Source organism: Streptococcus viridans, assembly GCF_900636365.1.
Taxonomy (GTDB): domain Bacteria; phylum Bacillota; class Bacilli; order Lactobacillales; family Streptococcaceae; genus Streptococcus; species Streptococcus viridans_A.
This window is the reverse complement of record NZ_LR134266.1, coordinates 1,953,136-1,970,196: the sequence shown is the minus strand read 5'-3', so window position 1 is coordinate 1,970,196 and position 17,061 is coordinate 1,953,136. Positions and strand designations below refer to the sequence as shown.

General features: G+C 42.0%; 13 protein-coding genes. 10 read left to right on the top strand and 3 right to left on the bottom strand.

Translation table 11 applies throughout. The annotated features are described in order from the left end of the window. Positions 1-82 precede the first annotated feature (82 nt). The 7 genes from EL081_RS09855 to EL081_RS09825 all read left to right on the top strand — a co-directional run bounded on the left by EL081_RS09855 (position 83) and on the right by EL081_RS09825 (position 9,198). The gene (locus tag EL081_RS09855) at positions 83-2,062 is read left to right on the top strand and encodes a DHH family phosphoesterase (protein ID WP_126405001.1); all 1,980 of its coding nucleotides are present in this window, start codon (positions 83-85) and stop codon (positions 2,060-2,062) included. Beyond that, positions 2,059-2,511, top strand: a complete 453-nt coding sequence (rplI, locus tag EL081_RS09850) for a 50S ribosomal protein L9 (RefSeq protein ID WP_126405000.1) — start codon at positions 2,059-2,061, stop codon at positions 2,509-2,511. Before EL081_RS09855 ends, rplI begins: the two co-directional genes overlap by 4 nt. A 24-nt stretch (positions 2,512-2,535) precedes the next feature. Further along, positions 2,536-3,891, top strand: coding sequence for a replicative DNA helicase (gene dnaB, locus EL081_RS09845; RefSeq protein ID WP_006596978.1), 1,356 nt, complete (start codon positions 2,536-2,538; stop codon positions 3,889-3,891). Positions 3,892-3,894: 3 nt separating this feature from the next. Further along, entirely contained in the window at positions 3,895-4,167 is a 273-nt protein-coding gene (locus tag EL081_RS09840) for a Veg family protein (protein ID WP_006595358.1), read from the top strand. A gap of 594 nt (positions 4,168-4,761) precedes the next feature. Continuing rightward, positions 4,762-5,373 carry a 30S ribosomal protein S4 gene (gene rpsD, locus EL081_RS09835; protein WP_003009175.1) on the top strand — a complete coding sequence of 204 codons (612 nt, stop codon included), beginning with the start codon at positions 4,762-4,764 and terminating at the stop codon, positions 5,371-5,373. A 282-nt stretch (positions 5,374-5,655) separates the two neighbouring features. Continuing rightward, complete coding sequence (gene comA / locus EL081_RS09830; RefSeq protein WP_126404999.1) at positions 5,656-7,809, top strand: peptide cleavage/export ABC transporter ComA; 2,154 nt, start codon at positions 5,656-5,658, stop codon at positions 7,807-7,809. A 27-nt stretch (positions 7,810-7,836) separates the two neighbouring features. After that, positions 7,837-9,198, top strand: a complete 1,362-nt coding sequence (locus tag EL081_RS09825) for a bacteriocin secretion accessory protein (RefSeq protein ID WP_126404998.1) — start codon at positions 7,837-7,839, stop codon at positions 9,196-9,198. Between the two features lie 311 nt (positions 9,199-9,509). On the opposite strand, the gene EL081_RS09820 is transcribed toward EL081_RS09825, so the two are convergent. Next, the gene (locus EL081_RS09820; protein WP_126404997.1) at positions 9,510-10,046 is read right to left on the bottom strand and encodes a TetR/AcrR family transcriptional regulator; all 537 of its coding nucleotides are present in this window, start codon (positions 10,044-10,046) and stop codon (positions 9,510-9,512) included. A gap of 135 nt (positions 10,047-10,181) precedes the next feature. Between EL081_RS09820 and EL081_RS09815 the strand changes: the two genes are divergently transcribed. Further along, positions 10,182-12,977, top strand: coding sequence for a YhgE/Pip domain-containing protein (locus tag EL081_RS09815; protein ID WP_126404996.1), 2,796 nt, complete (start codon positions 10,182-10,184; stop codon positions 12,975-12,977). 65 nt (positions 12,978-13,042) lie between these two features. Here the strand turns inward: EL081_RS09815 and EL081_RS09810 are convergent, their stop codons facing one another. Continuing rightward, the gene (locus EL081_RS09810; protein WP_126404995.1) at positions 13,043-13,711 is read right to left on the bottom strand and encodes a DUF4947 domain-containing protein; all 669 of its coding nucleotides are present in this window, start codon (positions 13,709-13,711) and stop codon (positions 13,043-13,045) included. Between the two features lie 317 nt (positions 13,712-14,028). Further along, positions 14,029-15,279 carry a carbohydrate-binding domain-containing protein gene (locus EL081_RS09800; RefSeq protein WP_185946479.1) on the bottom strand — a complete coding sequence of 417 codons (1,251 nt, stop codon included), beginning with the start codon at positions 15,277-15,279 and terminating at the stop codon, positions 14,029-14,031. A 227-nt stretch (positions 15,280-15,506) separates the two neighbouring features. Between EL081_RS09800 and EL081_RS09795 the strand changes: the two genes are divergently transcribed. Together EL081_RS09795 and EL081_RS09790 are read left to right on the top strand one after the other, a co-directional pair. Next, positions 15,507-16,286, top strand: coding sequence for a polyphosphate polymerase domain-containing protein (locus EL081_RS09795; RefSeq protein ID WP_126404993.1), 780 nt, complete (start codon positions 15,507-15,509; stop codon positions 16,284-16,286). Continuing rightward, on the top strand, positions 16,279-16,962 hold the full coding sequence (locus EL081_RS09790) for a DUF4956 domain-containing protein (protein ID WP_126404992.1): 684 nt from the start codon (positions 16,279-16,281) through the stop codon (positions 16,960-16,962). Before EL081_RS09795 ends, EL081_RS09790 begins: the two co-directional genes overlap by 8 nt. Positions 16,963-17,061 lie beyond the last annotated feature (99 nt).

Below are 17,061 nucleotides of genomic sequence, written 5' to 3'. Positions count from 1 at the left end.
TGTCAGCTTTTTCTTTGGCGGAAAGGCTTGACTGGCCTCGCTTTTTCTTATGTTTTATGGTATAATGGCCCAACAGAGGTTTATGATGAAAAAATTTCGTATGACGCCTATCCATTATTGTATGGTAGGTTTGTTAGCATTTATTATATTAGCCATCAGTTCCAGATTATTGGGTGGCACAATTGTAAATTTATTTGTGATTCTGTTGATTCTTTCTGGTGTCATCTATCTCTTTCTTCATCAATTAAAGCAAGTAGAATTGGATGAGCTAGAACAAATTCAATATGTCAATCATCAGGCTGAAAATGGGTTGGCCTCGCTACTGGATAAAATGCCAGTTGGTGTAATCAAGGTGAACGACGTAACCAATGAAGTTGAGTGGTTCAATCCCTATGCGGAGTTGATTTTCTCCACTGAGGATGGACAATTTGATGTGGAATACCTACAACAAGTGTTGGCGATTCCTTTTGAAGGGAAAGGCCATTATGCAACCGTTGGGGATAAGAAATATTCTGTTTATCTAGACTCCCAGGCCAGTGTCGTTTATTTTTTTGATGCTTCAAGCGAGTACGAAGCCAACGTTGGTCTTGTAACCACTAGGCCGGTCATCGGGATTATGTCTGTAGACAACTATGATGATTTAGAAGATGTTGTGTCTGATTCAGATATCAGTAGCATCAATGGATTTATTGCAAACTTTGTTGAAGAATTCTCGGAAAAATACCATATGTTTTACCGAAGAGTTGTGATGGATCGTTTTTATCTCTTTACCGACTATACGGTTCTTGAACAATTAATAGAATCTAAATTTTCTATTATTGACCAATTCCGTGAGGAAGCGAAAAATCGTGAATTACCCATTACGTTAAGTATGGGATTCTCTTACGGAGATGGCAAACATGATGAAATCGGTAGAGTTGCTTTGTCAAATCTAAACTTAGCTGAGGTTCGAGGTGGTGACCAAGCAGTTGTGAAAGAAAGAGAAGAAGGCAAGGATCCTATTTTCTTTGGAGGAGGGACAGCTTCTGCTATCAAGCGCACCCGCACACGAACTCGTGCAATGATGACAGCCATTTCTGAAAAAATCAAATCAGTTGATCAGGTATTTGTTGTTGGCCATAAAAAATTAGATATGGATGCTTTGGGAGCATCGATTGGGATGCAATTATTTGCAAACAATATCAACGAACGCTCTTATGCAGTTTATGATGATACGTCTATGGCTCAGGATATCGAACGAGCAGTTGAAAAAATTCAATCAGATGGAGCGACTAAACTAGTAACAGTTTCAGATGCTTTACGGATGGTAACCGATCAATCCCTTTTGATTATGGTGGACCATTCGAAGACAGCTCTCACGCTTTCAAATGATTTGTATGAGAAATTTTCCCAAGTCATTGTCATTGATCACCATAGACGGGACGAAGACTTCCCTGAAAATGCCATGATCACTTATATTGAAAGTGGCGCAAGTAGTGCAAGTGAGTTGGTTACGGAATTGCTTCAGTTCCAGAATTCTAAGAAGAACCGCTTGAATAAGATTCAAGCCAGTGTTCTGATGGCCGGTATTATGTTGGATACCAAGAATTTCTCAGTTCGCGTAACCAGTCGTACATTTGATGTAGCTAGTTATTTACGAAGCCGAGGCAGTGATAGTGTTCTCATCCAGGAAATTTCGGCTACTAACTTTGATGAGTACCGCGAAGTAAATGAATTGATCCTAAATGGTCAAATGGTCTTCCCACATATTATTGTGGCAACAGGAGCAGCAGATGTTCCTTATGGAACAGTCACCATTAGTAAAGCAGCGGATAGTATGTTGGCCATGTCCAAAATTGAAGCGACCTTTGTTATTGCATTGAATGAACAAGGAAGCATTTCCGTTTCAGCTCGAAGCAGAAGCAAAGTCAACGTGCAAAAAATTATGGAGCAAATGGGAGGCGGAGGCCACTTTAATTCGGCGGCTTCTCAATTGGAAAATGTAACTATCGATCAGGTTCGTGCCCAGTTGATTGACTGTATTCAAGAAGAGGTCCAAAAGGATAAGGAGGAAGAAGAATGAAAGTTATCTTTTTAGCAGATGTAAAAGGAAAAGGAAAAAAAGGGGAAATTAAAGAAGTCCCAACAGGTTATGCGCAAAACTTTTTGATTAAAAAGAATTTAGCTAAGGAAGCCAATGCCCAAGCTATTGGGGAGCTTCGTGGTAAGCAAAAATCTGAAGAAAAAGCCCATGCGGAACTAGTCGCAGAAGCGAAAGACATTCAAGCAAAATTAGCAGAAGAAACGACCGTTGTCCAATTTACAGAAAAAATTGGTCCTGATGGACGTACATTTGGTTCGATTACCAATAAAAAAATTGCAGAAGAACTACAAAAACAATTTGGAATTAAAATCGATAAGCGTCACATTCAAGTTGCTTCACCAATTCGCTCTGTTGGATTGATTGATGTGCCTGTTAAAATTTATCAAGATATTACAGGTGTTATCCAAATTCGAGTAAATGAAGGTTAAGTACATCGTTAGAAAGGAATGACTATGGCTGAGATAGAAGAATTAAGAACCCAGCCTCAAGATATCCAAGCAGAGCAATCTGTCTTAGGAGCCATCTTTATTGATGAGGGAAAACTGGTTTTTGTTCGTGAGTTTATTGAGCCAGCAGATTTCTTTAAATATGCCCATCGGTTAATTTTTAAGGCGATGATTGACCTTGCAGACAGGGGAGATGCTATTGATGCGACTACAGTTCGCAATATTTTAGATAGTCAAGGGGATTTGCAAAATATCGGTGGTCTCTCTTATCTAGCCGAAATCATCAACTCTGTTCCAACCTCAGCCAATGCGGAATATTACGCAAAGATTGTTTCTGAAAAAGCGGTTCTAAGACGCCTGATTGCTCGTTTAACGGAGAGCATCAATCAAGCATATGATGGAGCTAGTCCGTCGGATGAAATTATTGCAGGTGCAGAAAAAGCTCTGATTGATGTTAGTGAAAATGCCAACCGGAGTGGTTTCAAGAATATCAAGGATATCTTAAATATCAACTTTGGAAGTCTTGAAACTCGGTCTTTGCAGACAACAGATATTACTGGGATTGCAACGGGATATCGAGATCTTGATCATATGACAACAGGTCTTCATGAAGAAGAGTTGATTATTCTTGCAGCTCGTCCAGCGGTTGGTAAAACTGCCTTTGCTCTAAACATTGCCCAAAATATTGGAACTAAGTTGGATAAAACAGTTGCTATTTTCTCGCTGGAAATGGGTGCTGAAAGCTTGGTAGACCGGATGTTGGCAGCAGAGGGCTTGATTGAATCCCATTCAATTCGTACGGGTCAGCTGACAGACGATGAGTGGCGAAAATATGCCATTGCACAAGGAAATCTAGCCAATGCAAGCATTTATATAGATGATACTCCCGGTATTCGAATTACAGAAATTCGGTCTCGTTCTAGAAAATTAGCACAAGAGACAGGTAATCTCGGTCTAATCCTCATCGACTACTTGCAGTTGATTACCGGGACTGGACGCGAAAACCGTCAACAGGAAGTATCAGAAATTTCTCGTCAATTAAAAATTTTGGCGAAGGAATTAAAGGTTCCTGTGATTGCCCTCAGTCAGCTATCTCGGGGAGTCGAACAACGACAAGATAAACGTCCAGTTCTATCAGATATCCGTGAATCAGGATCCATCGAGCAGGATGCAGATATTGTTGCCTTTCTATATCGGGATGACTATTATGAACGTGCAGGCGAGGAAGAAGAAGGCTTGCCAAATAATAAGGTTGAAGTCATCATTGAAAAAAACCGGTCGGGAGCGCGTGGGACAGTGGAGTTAATCTTCCAAAAGGAATATAATAAATTCTCCAGCATATCAAAGAGAGTAGAGGAATAATGGATGAGTGATGCATTTACTGATGTAGCAAAAATGAAAAAAATCAAAGAAGAAATCAAGGCTCATGAAGGCCAAATTGTGGAAATGACCTTGGAAAATGGTCGTAAACGTCAAAAAAATAAATTTGGTCGATTAATTGAAGTCTATCCTTCTTTGTTTATTATCGAATATACAAATGAAAATAGTTTACCTGGTGAGCCAGCGACAACCTATGTCGAATCGTATACTTACTCAGATATTTTAACTGAGAAAAATCTGATTCATTACTTAGACTAATTTGGTTAGGGTGATTTACCCATTCCAACCATCTCTTCTAGGAGATGGTTTTTTTGATGATATAAACCGTATAATAGATGTTAATTGTGTAAATTTTTTGACAAAGGTGTCAACTTTATAAGCAAATCTGTCAATAATAGATAGGGAATCTTTTGAAGAGCCATCTCATTTATGTTCTTAATCTTTCAACAATATAGAGAGATTTGGGAGACTGTTAAAACAATCATACTTGACTAGCTGTAAATAAGCTGTAAAGATTCATGTAAACAAAATAAATATTATAAGACAGGAAAGGAAATACATGATAATCGAAGTCAGAAATTAGAAATTTAGGAAGTCGCTAGCCAGAAGCTCTCATTTTACTTTTCAGTTATAGAAAGAAATACAAAAAAACGAGAAAGCAACTTTACAAGGACTGGTATTGGTGGTATAATAGAATTTGTGCGAAATGACAGCAGGACAAAATGAAGCTCGTCAACAGGAAGCCAGCTAGAAAAGTAACCTTTGCTGTTTGGGCGAAGGCTTTCTGAACGAATCAGGTTTGTCTAATACGTTATTTCCTACAAAAATTATTTTTATAGGAGGACATTTCAAATGTCACGTTATACAGGACCATCTTGGAAACAATCTCGCCGTCTTGGCTTGTCACTTACAGGTACAGGTAAAGAATTGGCACGTCGTAACTACGTACCAGGTCAACACGGACCAAACAACCGTTCAAAATTGTCAGAATACGGTTTGCAATTAGCTGAAAAACAAAAACTTCGTTTCTCTTACGGACTTGGTGAAAAACAATTCCGTAACTTGTTCGTACAAGCTACTAAGATCAAAGAAGGAACTGTCGGTTTCAACTTCATGCTTCTTTTGGAACGTCGTTTAGATAACGTTGTTTACCGTCTTGGACTTGCGACTACTCGTCGTCAAGCTCGTCAATTCGTTAACCACGGTCACATCCTTGTTGACGGAAAACGCGTTGATATCCCTTCATACCGTGTAACTCCAGGTCAAGTGATCTCAGTTCGCGAAAAATCAGCTAAAGTTCCAGCGATCCTTGAAGCTGTTGAAGCAACTCTTGGACGTCCAGCATTCGTATCATTCGATGCTGAAAAATTGGAAGGTTCATTGACTCGTTTGCCAGAACGCGATGAAATCAATCCAGAAATCAACGAAGCACTTGTCGTTGAATTCTACAACAAAATGCTTTAATTTTAAGAAAAAACTTGCAGAAAGCCTACGACAGTGGGCTTTTTGTTTTGTCTTAAAGCGTTGATTTCTGGGTTTGTTCAGTTAGTTGCTCCCTAAGTTGACTTCGTAGAAAGAAATGACCGTCGTAAAAATAGGCGGTTTTTCTTTTTCAAAATAGATAACAACTCTCCTGATTTCGATATTTTTATGACCAAATACCTAAAATAATGAACCAAATAGCGATTTTTTCTTCTTAGATAGTCCTTTTTGTTAAGATGAAACAAACGATTGGAAAGGGTTCTTATGGGATTTAAGAAAAAACATTATCGCCAACAAGTTGACATGAGAGATTGCGGTGTTGCAGCTTTAGCCATGGTCTTTGGTTACTATGGATCATACTATTCTTTAGCTAGTCTGAGGGAGAAGGCAAAAACGACTGCAGATGGAACGACCGCCTTAGGTCTGGTCAAGGTGGCTGAGGAGTTGGGATTTGAGACACGCGCCTTCCGAGCAGACCGCACACTTTTTGACTTGGAAGGAGTGACCTATCCATTGATTGTCCACGTGATTAAGGATGGGCGTCTCCCTCACTATTACGTAGTCTATAAGAAAGATAAAAAGCATCTTTACATAGCAGATCCAGATCCAAATGTAAAGATGACCAAATTGACGATCGAAGAGTTTGAAAAGGAATGGACAGGGATTGTCATTGCCCTGGCCCCGACTCCAGCCTATCAACCGAGTAAAGAAAAGAAAAATGGGCTCCTAGACTTTGTCCCTCTTTTGTTTAAACAGCGACAATTAGTCCTTCATATTGTTCTTGCAACGTTATTGGTAACCCTTATCAATATTGTTGGTTCTTACTACCTACAATCGATTATTGATACCTATGTGCCTGATCAGATGAAGCAGACCCTAAGTGTGATTTCACTAGGTTTGATCGTGGTTTACATCTTACAGCAGGTTCTGACCTATGCGCAAGATTACTTGCTTCTTGTTTTAGGTCAACGTTTGTCTATTGATGTCATACTGTCCTATATTAAGCATGTTTTTCAGTTGCCTATGAGTTTCTTTGCAACTCGACGGACAGGAGAAGTGGTGTCGCGGTTTACAGATGCCAACCGGATTATCGATGCTCTGGCTAGTACGCTACTTTCAATCTTTTTGGATCTGTCCATAGTCCTGATTTTATCAGTGGTCCTGTTTAGCCAAAATGCTCATCTCTTTTTCTTGACCATTCTCTTACTGCCGATTTATGCAGTCATTATTTTTGCCTTTATGAAGCCTTTTGAGCGCTTAAATAATGAAACAATGGAAGCCAATAGTGTCTTGTCTTCTTCTATTATCGAAGATATCAATGGGATTGAAACCATCAAGTCTCTTACCAGTGAGCGTAGTCGTTATCAAAAGATTGACACAGAATTTGTGGACTATCTCAAGAAGTCCTTTGCCATGAGCAAGGCGGAGAGTCTGCAAAAGGGGCTCAAGCACTTGGCCCAATTGATTTTGAATGTCTTGGTCTTGTGGATGGGGGCTCATTTGGTCATGAAGCAAGAATTGAGTTTGGGTCAGCTGATTACCTACAATACTCTCCTTGTTTATTTCACAGGGCCTCTAGAGAACTTGATCAACCTCCAAACAAAACTTCAAGCAGCCCGAGTGGCCAATACCCGTCTGAATGAAGTCTATTTGATAGACTCTGAGTTCGCAGAGAAGAAGCCTCTTCAAGAGCGTGAGACTCTCGATGGTGATCTGGTTTTTGAGGGAGTAGACTACAAGTACGGTTTTGGAGCCAATGTTATAACAGATATTAACTTAAAGATCAAAAAAGGGAGCAAGGTAAGTTTTGTCGGTATTTCCGGTTCTGGAAAAACCACGCTAGCGAAGATGATGGTGAATTTCTACAAACCCAATAAAGGGACGATTCGGCTGGGAGGGACGGATATCCAGCAAGTGGATAAGACCTTGCTCCGCCAGCAAATCAATTATTTACCCCAGCAGCCCTATGTCTTTAATGGTACGATTTTAGAGAACTTGTTACTGGGAGCGCGGGAAGGAACCAGTCAGGAAGATATTTTGCGCGCTGTTGAAATAGCAGGAATTCGAGAAGACATTGAGCGCATGCCCCTCAATTACCAAACGGAATTGACTACGGATGGCATGGGAATTTCTGGTGGACAACGGCAGCGGATTGCCTTGGCGCGTGCCTTATTAACGGATGCTCCGATTCTGATTCTGGATGAAGCGACCAGTAGCCTGGATATTTTGACGGAGAAGAAAATTGTGGACAGCTTGATGGCCTTAGATAAAACCATTATCTTTATTGCCCACCGGTTAACGATTGCAGAGCGTTCTGAAAAAGTCTTCCTCCTGGACCAAGGTTGTCTTAAGGAGGAAGGAAGTCATGAAGAACTGCTGAAAAAGAATGGCTATTACAGTCATTTGGTTACTTGTTAAGAGAGGACTAGGAGAAAAAAAGAGAGTATGATGAACGAAAAATATTTTGAAAGTGCAGAATTCTATCAGAAACGTTTCCATAATTTTGCTAGTTTGTGGGTAGTCCCTTGTTTTCTTTTACTACTGTTTATTGTAGGCTTCTCTGTCTTTGCCAAGAAGGAAGTAACCTTGTCTAGTCGTGGGACGATTGAAGCTACGCGCGTGGTGGACCAAATCCAGTCAACGAGTAATTCTCCCATTCAAGTCAACCATTTGAAGGAAAATAAAGAGATTAAGAAGGGCGAAATTTTGGTAGAATACCAGGAGGATCAGGAAAAACAACAAGGAATGAGCTTGACGCAACAGCTAGATCTCTTGAAGAAACAGGAGGAACAATTAAAACTGTTGAAAACGAGCATTGAGACCGGGGAGAGTCAGTTTACAGGAAATGAGCATTTTGGGTATGATCAGCTGTTTAAGGATTACCAGCAACAGATAGCGATTCTCCAAGCGCAAGCCCATCAACAAAATGCGACTATTGCTTCTCAAAATGCCAGTGCAAGTTCCAGTCAAGCAGAAATTGGCCAAGCTATCCAAGACCAGGAGAAGCGATTAGCTGATTACCGTAGTCTAAAATCAGCTCTCCTAGAGGAAAGAAGTCTGGATGCGACTCATCCACTTTACTCCCTCTACCAGAGTTACGCTCAGCAACCACATGGAGAAGAAAACGCTCAAGCACAAGCTTCTTTTATCAGTCAACTGGATAGTCAAATCCAGCAGCTAGAAGCGAGTATTTCTAATTATCGAATTCAATATGCGGGATCCGGAAGTCAACAAGCTTTTTCGACCAGTTTAGATAGTCAAATAGCCTCGCTGAAAGCTCAACAGCTAAGTAAGGTTGGACAAGATCTGTTGCTTCTTTCTCAGCAAATCGCAGATTTAGACAGTAAGTTAAAAACACAAGAAACTCTTCTTCAGAAGACTCGGATTCTAGCCAAGGATGAAGGGGTAATTCATTTGAATGATGAAACAAAAGGAGCGAGTATTGTAGCAGAAGGCACTCCTTTGGCACAAGTTTATCCACTCATTCAGAAAGAAAAAGAAGTCAAGATTGTTACCTATATTCCTTCAAAAGATATAGCTACGATTCATGTGGGAGATCGGATTCGCTTTAGCACGCAGGGAAGTAAACAAAAACCAATTACGCTAGAGGCCCGTATTAGCTCCATTGCTTCGAGTGCCACTCGGACAGAACAGGGGAATTTTTTCAAAATCGAGGGAGTTCTTCGTCTCAAGGATTATGAGGCAAAACTTCTACGGTACGGATTGGAAGGGAAGTGTGTTCTGATCACAGGAGAAAAATCTTACTTTAGTTTCTTTGTGGATCAATTTTTAGGAGCGGGGAACTAAAGAAAGATAATATAAAAAGAGACCGAGGTCTCTTTTCAGATTTAAGATAAAGTCTTCTGAAAAACTTCCCTTAGGTGAGTACGGACGTCAGCGAACTTCTACGAAGTTCCATGACTTAGTTTTGAGCCTAAGGTCTCAAAACTCCCGAGTGTTAGAGACACTAGTATCTCTAACACTTTTCTCACGGCGGGAAGTTTTTAATCTTTTTATTAAATGGCTAAAAAAATAAAAGTCATTTTTGAAAATCATCTGGCCGTTTTATGTAAAACAATAGTTTGTTTACATTCAAAAAAGAGACCGAGGTCTCTTTTTTATTCCAGCATTTTTAATAGGAAGTCCGCCATTTGTTGGGGGCTTTCTTTTTGACCACGCGCCACCCACATTTGACAGACTCCAAAGAAGGCATTGGTGAGGTAGACAGAACTGTAGTCTCTTTCGATTTCGGTCAAAGATCGATGGCCATAACGCTCTTGCAAGCTATCCACTAGTAGAACTTGTAGCTTGTGCCGCAAGAAGGATTGAATTTCTTTTGTCCCATTCTCGGTTAGAAGGACAGCAAAGAGGGGCTCCTTGGTGAGAAATTCGAAAACTTCGGTAACAGCTTGGTGTTTATCATCTTGTTGTTTGTCGAAGATGTATTCAACTTTGTGGAAAAATTCCTGTTGGTAGCGCTCAATCATATCGTACTTATCGCGGTAGTGGGTATAGAAGCTACTCCGGCTGATACCGGCTTCTTTTGCCAACTGAACGGTTGAAATCTCATCAAAGGACTCTCTATGAAGGAGGTTAACCATAGCTTCCTGGATGATCCGTTTTGTTTTTATTCGCTTATTGCTTTCGGTAACCATTTTAGTCTCCCTCTTTTATAAACAAAATTATACACAGTGTCCAAAAATAAGTTTTTTAACTTGCGGTTTTTAAGAAGAACTGTATAATCAATTATATCAAAAAATTAGACAATGTGTATAAAAAGGAGGCAAAAAATGTTTAAGGAATGGAAAGCGATTTTTAGGAAACCGACCTTCATCGTTGTGATGATAGGGGTTGCCTTGATACCAGCTCTCTACAATGTAATCTTTCTATCCTCTATGTGGGATCCTTATGGCAAGGTTTCCGACCTGCCAGTAGCAGTTGTCAATCAAGACCAGCCAGCTCGTTATCAGGAAGAAAAATTGACAATCGGAAAAGACATGGTGTCCAATTTTGAGAAAAGTGACGCCCTGGATTTCCATATTGTTGATGAAAGAGAAGCTAAAGAGGGGTTGGAAAAGGGTGATTACTATATGGTGGTGACCTTGCCTAAGGATCTATCTGCTAAAGCTGCTTCTATCTTAACCAATCACCCAGAACAGATGACCATTGCCTACCAAACATCTAGTGGCCATAGCTTTATTGCTGGTAAGATGAGTGATTCAGCCATGATAAAAATCCAGCAAACCGTTGCTAGTAATGTCACCCAAACCTATACCAGCGCTCTTTTCGAAAAGATGGGAAGCTTGAAGACAGGTATGGGAACAGCAGCGGAAGGAAGCCAGAAATTAGCGACCGGTGCTGGTCAGCTAAAAGAGGGTGGACAGACTCTGACAGACCATTTGACCACCTTGTCCAATTCGAGTCTGTCTTTTTCAAATGGGGCACAGACTCTTAGCACTGGACTCTTGGCCTACACCAATGGAGTTGGGCAATTAGGAACTGGTCTTCATCAAATGCAGGAGAAAGTTCCCACCCTCGTATCGGGAGTTGGGCAACTTCATGATGGTTTTACTACCTTTAGTAGTGGACTGACGACCTATACATCTGGTGTTGGACAGCTAGGAGATGGTTTGAACCAAATGGCTAGTCAAACGCCTCAGTTAGCATCTGGAATTGGCCAATTGCATACAGGGATGACGACTCTCTCAACGGGACTGGATACCTACACAAAGGGAGTTAGTCAGTTGAATCTTGGTGCTAGTAACTTGACGGCTGGCCTAACAAGCTATAGCTCAGGGCTTGCTACTCTCAGTGGTGGAGCTAGTCAATTAAGCGGCCAATCGGAAACATTAAGAAATGGAGTGTCTCAGTTAGAGGCAGGCATTCAAACCTTATCCACCCAACTTACTCCGCAACCAAATCAACAAGAGCAACTTGCCCAATTAACAGCAGGCCTCACCCAATTAAATGAAGCCATTCAGAACACGAGTGGAGATACTAGTCAACTCAGCACAGCTTTGGCAAGCATCGCAACATCTGCTCAAGGGATTTCAGCAGCTGCACAGGCTGACCGCAATTCGGTGTTAGCAAATCTTCAAGCTACTGCTGCCTATCAATCAATGACAGCTGAGCAACAGGCAGAAATAACGGCTGCTGTCTCTGCTACTTCAAGTACCACGGAGACTGCGGCTCAAGCGATTTTAACCACTGTTCAAGGCTTGCAAGAAGGCTTAACGACCGAGAGTCCCTTGGCCACAGTAAAAGAAAGTGCCAACCAGATCTTGCCAACAGCTTCGTCTACCTTGAATACTCTTTCAACTAGTTTGAGCTCCCTACAGACAGCAGTGCCAGAGCAACTTCTACCAGCAAGCCAAACCCTTAACCAGGGAGTTCAACTCTATACGACAGGAGTAGATCAATTAGCTGGCGGAGCTAGTCAGCTTACGGATAATAGCAGTAGCTTGATAGCAGGAGCTACTCAATTGAGTGCAGGGACAAGTCAACTGGAGCAGAAATCTAATGACTTGATAATGGGAAGTAGTCAACTAGCAACAGGATTGGGAGACTTAAATGGGAAAATGCCAACACTGACTGCTGGAATGAATCAGTTAGCTTCAGGAGCCAACCAATTGACTAGTAAGTCTAGTGAATTAACAACAGGCGCTGGACTGTTAGCTAGTGGGATCAGTCAATTAAATACTCAAACACCAGTCTTGGCTAGCGGTGTTGATCAACTCGTATCAGGAGTCGATCAGTTATCGGATAAATCAGGTCAGTTACTATCAGGTTCTCATCAATTGGCGGATGGTGCAACTAAAATAGCCGATGGCTCAGGTCGATTAGCGACAGGAGGCCAGGTTCTTGTCGGAGGCTTGGGTGATCTTCAAACAGGTAGTCAGAATCTTAGTCAGGGCTTGAGTTCAGCCAAAGATCAACTAAATAGCGCTAGCACTGAAAAAGAAAATGCAAGCGTATTGTCAGATCCAATCACCCTTTCAAAGACAGACCATGACAATGTTCCAGTGAACGGAGTAGGAATGGCGCCTTATATGATATCTGTTGCCCTTTTCGTCGCGGCTCTCTCTACCAATATGATTTTTGCCAAATTGCCATCTGGGCGTCATCCAGAAAGTCGTTGGGCTTGGCTTAAATCGAGATTGGAAGTGAACGGGATGATTGCTGTCTTGGCTGGTGTCCTGGTCTACGGAGCTGTCCACCTGCTCGGAATGGCGGCAAACCATGAAAGCTTGACTCTCTTCCTCTGTGTGTTAGGAAGTGTGACCTTCATGTCCATGGTGACTGCCTTAACAACATGGAACAACAAGGTAGGAGCTTTTATCTCTTTGATTCTCTTGCTCCTTCAACTGGCTTCTAGCGCAGGGACTTATCCGCTTGCCCTCACCAATCGTTTCTTCCAAACCATTCATCCGCTGTTGCCAATGAGCTATACCGTATCGGGACTACGGGAAGCCATTTCCTTGTCGGGTCAGATAGGTGGGCAAGTCACCTTCCTTACCCTGGTTTTGGGCTTGTGTATTGGTTTAGGAATGTTGGCCTATCAACCTCAAAAGATGGAAGAAGACTAGACTTCCTCTATCCATAGTTTCATGTGAAACAAATCCCCCTTCTCAACGGAGAAAGGGGATTTTTCTTAGTTAAAATAAAGCACTTCTGGATCTGGAGTAATATAGACAAGGTTGTCATCCTTAAAGACAAGTTGAACTTGTCCTTCTTTGTAGGTAAAGACTGTAAACGTTTGCTCTAATTGAGCCGTTTGAGCTAGATCGATTACACCAGCCCAAAAAGCATGGAGCTGTTCTTCTGTTAAGTGTCCCTCTTGATAAAGTTTGACCAGATTTTCCCGTTCCTTTTCTGAGAAGGTCTCGAGCATATAATTTGAATCAACATGGGTTTTTTCAGGTTTTCCAAGAATTTTTTTGACTATTTTTGTTGTATAGCCTTCGAAATCAGGTGTATGTACTTTTAATCCACCGTCATATTTTTTATAGTAAACGACAGAATCGCCAGTTGCATAGATCTTGTCTTTTGGAGCTTCGCTAGCATTGGCAGGGAGCTCCTCCATTTTTTTGCTAGAGCTGGTTTCCGTCTGAAACTCTTTCTTCTCTTTTTTGGAAGAGCTAGCTTTAGATGATTTTTTTGATGATGAGGCTTCTTTTTCACTTTTCTCTTGTTTTTTAGAAGAGGCACGAGAGCTCGTTTCATCCGGTTTGAAATGTGATTCAAAATCAGGCATACAGGCTGTCAAGAAGAAAAGACTCAAAAAGAGCGTTGCAAGGAGAGTAATTTTTTTAGACATCATGTAAATCCCTTTCTAATTATAGAGCGCTATTTCTTCTATTGTACACTATAAAAGCTTGGAAAGCACGAAAAAACAGGAGAGTTCAACTCTATCTCATTTGAAGCGTGGAGTCTGGGACAAAAGTCCTAGCCTCTCAATTGTCTTTGGATTGTCGAGCAAGACGCAGTGGTTGAGCGGGCTCTACTACGCTGATTTCATCAGCTTTTACAGCCCTACTCAACTGTGCGGAGGTGGGACGACGAAATCGAATTCTAACGAATGACCGATTTCTGTCCCACTCTCTTGTGTGCTTCAGCTAGTGGCCTTGGAAGAGGGATTTAGCGTCCACCAGGCCCGCCAGGTCCACCGCCTTGAGGTCCGCCACCGCCGGGAGCACCACCGCCTCCAGGCATGGAATTGACAATTTCCGTTTGTTTTTCACCGTTGATATAGATATCCCCGCCAGTATAGGTGGCTGTTCCATCAAAGTCAAAGCCGGATTGCCCCGTCAAATTGATGGTTCCTCCAGTCACAGTGACATTGCCGTTAGAGTCGATTGGATCGGTATCCCCTTGGCCAACTTCAACGTTGAGAGTTCCACCGTTCATGGTGAAGAAAATTTCATCTTGGTTAGCATTGGCATTGGCCGCATTGACACCGTCATCGGTTGAGTAGATGGTGATATCTCCTCCGTTGATGGTGATCGATTTTCCTTCGAGACCTTCGACAGACTCGCTTACCTTGTAGGTTCCGCTATCGATGACCAGATCACCAGAAGCATGGATACCATCGTCCCCAGCTGAGATGGTCATAGTATTGTCAGACAGATACATGGTTCCGACAGATGTATCTTCATCGTTATCCACCTTGACCGCATCTTCATCTGCATCGATGGTCATCGTCGTACCGGTGATATTGAGCTCATCATTGACGTTGAAGGCATCTCCTACAGCCGTGATCTTATAGGTTCCGCCTGTGATGTGGAGAGTGTCATTGGCCTTGATCCCGTTGTTCTTCTTGGCATCAATATTGAGCGTACCCGAACCATTGATGGTGAGATCCCCTTTAGAGAAGATGACCGCATCTGCATCTTCATCACTGTTTGAACTTGAGTCAGACAAGGTATTGGTCGTGCCATCTGCTAGAGTCAAGTAGACATGTCCTGCTTTCGTAGCAGAGATTGGCGCGTTGGTGTTGGTCATGGTAACCCCTTTTAAGACGATATGAACATCATCTGAGTCACCTGCTTCGACCTTGATTTGAACCCCATTGGATTCACCAGAGATGACATAGGTCCCGGCCTTCGAGATGGTCACAGTGGATTCAGAAACAGCTACGCCGTCACCTGATACACTTGCAGAAGATCCAGACAGTTTGACAGTAGAGGCTGTACTTTCATCGTAAGAAGTGTCCTTGTCCTTATCTGTAAAATAGTTGGAGCTATCGGTTTTACTATTTGAAGTAGTAGTAGCAGTTGTTTGGGGCGTATTGCTTGTTGTAGCTGATTGTGATGACGCTTGGGTACAAGCTGTCAGTAAGGTGAGGGTCGCGGCCCCCGTTAGTAAGAATTTCCATTTGTTTGATTTCATGAGCTTTTCCTCTCGTTCCATTGATATGCTCCTAGTCTAAAGTTGCTAGCTGAAAGTTTCCTAAAGTTTTTCTGAAAGGAACCTTAACTTTAGTTTTCTTTAAGTTTGGCTTAATGAAAGCTTAAGAAAAAGCCACTAAACTAAGGAACCAGTAAAGCGACTTGTGGCTTTGCAACAAAAGCGATAAAGAAAATGCCCAACTTTTTATAGAACAAAAGGAGAAAAACATGAAAAAAACGGTAGAGACAAGCTTCAAGCGGATTGAAACCAAATATGTGGTGAATAAAGAAGACTTGGATGATTTATTGAAAGATTTGAAGAAATATGTGGTTGAAGATGATTATCCCATCTCCACGATTTCGAATGTCTATTTTGATACCGAAGACTTCGATGTGATCCAAGATGCCCTTGCTAAACAGAACCGTCGTGAAAAGATCCGGATGCGGACTTATATAGAGCATCCAACAGTAGATAGTCCGGCTTTTCTAGAAGTAAAATCAAAGGATGCAGAAGGAATTGGCCACAAGTTCCGTTTGGTCTCTAACCCCTCCTCTATTACCCGCCTCATGACGGATGGACTAGTGGATCAGACCATTCAGGATCTGGACTTGGTGCAAGAAATCCAAGCTCTGCGTCAGCGCTATGATCACCGACTACAGCCTCAGATGTACATCTATTATGATCGTTTGTCCTTAAAAGAAAAGAAGAGCATTCAAGGCTATCCTTACAATAAGATTCGGGTCACCCTGGATCAAAACCTAGTCTATCGTGATCAGCAGGTCAGTCTCCTTCGTGGGAAAGCTGGGGAGCCTTTATTAGAAGAAAATACCATCATTATGGAAATCAAGGCCCCAGGTGAAGAACCTCAGTGGCTGAAAGATATTCTGGATAAGTACGGACTGGTAAAACAGAAATTTTCGAAATACAGTTGTGCCTACCATAAGTCACAAGGCTTAGATTATGCACCAACGCCAATTCAGGAAAGGACAGGTGCTGCCTATGTCTAATCTATTTGATTCTATTTTTAACAATGCTACGGCAACTGTGGATCCGGTACGCCTGATGCTGGCCTTAGTCGTCAGCCTGGTGCTCGGGCTGGCCCTGTCTTGGACCTACAAATACCGTACCCTCTATACACGTGAATTTATCGTCAGTCTCACCTTGCTTCCCTGCATGATGACCCTGGTGATTTTCCTGGTGAATGGGAGTCTAGGAACCTCGATTGCAGTAGCGGGAACCTTTAGCTTGATTCGTTTCCGGTCTGCTACCAGCGGATCGAGAGAATTAATTGCGATTTTCCTAGCCATGATCATTGGTTTGGCGGCGGGATCGGGCTACCTCTTATTGGCGGTTTTGTTTACGGCCTTTCTATTAGCTATCTGGCTCTTGCTCGAAACCAAGCAAAGTAAGACGGACCACCAACGGCGCCGTCACCTGACGATTCAAGTAGAAAATCAAGAACGGATTGCCGACAAGATCAGCCGTTTGCTGGATCGCAATTGTACAGAAGTCGACTTGATTTCGGTCAATACAAGCCAAAATGGGGAACAGCTTACCTTGGATTATGAAGTAGATCTGAGACCAGAAGTTGACGATTTTGCAATGACGACCCTCCTAACAGAAGAAATTCATCATTGCGATGTATCCTTGACCAAGAAGGCTAAGAAAAGAAAGAATTTATAGAAGAAAGTGGGACAGAAATCGGTAATTCGTTAGAATTCGATTTCGTCGTCCCACCTCCGCACAGTTGAGTAGGGCTGTAAAAGCTGATGAAATCAGCCT

Coding starts and splice junctions, on each gene's coding strand:
- EL081_RS09795 (WP_126404993.1), top strand. CDS start 15,507: ATGAAAAAAACGGTAGAGACAAGCTTCAAGCGGATTGAAACCAAATAT.
- EL081_RS09790 (WP_126404992.1), top strand. CDS start 16,279: ATGTCTAATCTATTTGATTCTATTTTTAACAATGCTACGGCAACTGTG.
- EL081_RS09840 (WP_006595358.1), top strand. CDS start 3,895: ATGAGTGATGCATTTACTGATGTAGCAAAAATGAAAAAAATCAAAGAA.
- EL081_RS09800 (WP_185946479.1), bottom strand. CDS start 15,279: ATGAAATCAAACAAATGGAAATTCTTACTAACGGGGGCCGCGACCCTC.
- EL081_RS09820 (WP_126404997.1), bottom strand. CDS start 10,046: ATGGTTACCGAAAGCAATAAGCGAATAAAAACAAAACGGATCATCCAG.
- rpsD (WP_003009175.1), top strand. CDS start 4,762: ATGTCACGTTATACAGGACCATCTTGGAAACAATCTCGCCGTCTTGGC.
- EL081_RS09810 (WP_126404995.1), bottom strand. CDS start 13,711: ATGATGTCTAAAAAAATTACTCTCCTTGCAACGCTCTTTTTGAGTCTT.
- EL081_RS09855 (WP_126405001.1), top strand. CDS start 83: ATGATGAAAAAATTTCGTATGACGCCTATCCATTATTGTATGGTAGGT.
- comA (WP_126404999.1), top strand. CDS start 5,656: ATGGGATTTAAGAAAAAACATTATCGCCAACAAGTTGACATGAGAGAT.
- rplI (WP_126405000.1), top strand. CDS start 2,059: ATGAAAGTTATCTTTTTAGCAGATGTAAAAGGAAAAGGAAAAAAAGGG.
- EL081_RS09815 (WP_126404996.1), top strand. CDS start 10,182: ATGTTTAAGGAATGGAAAGCGATTTTTAGGAAACCGACCTTCATCGTT.
- EL081_RS09825 (WP_126404998.1), top strand. CDS start 7,837: ATGATGAACGAAAAATATTTTGAAAGTGCAGAATTCTATCAGAAACGT.
- dnaB (WP_006596978.1), top strand. CDS start 2,536: ATGGCTGAGATAGAAGAATTAAGAACCCAGCCTCAAGATATCCAAGCA.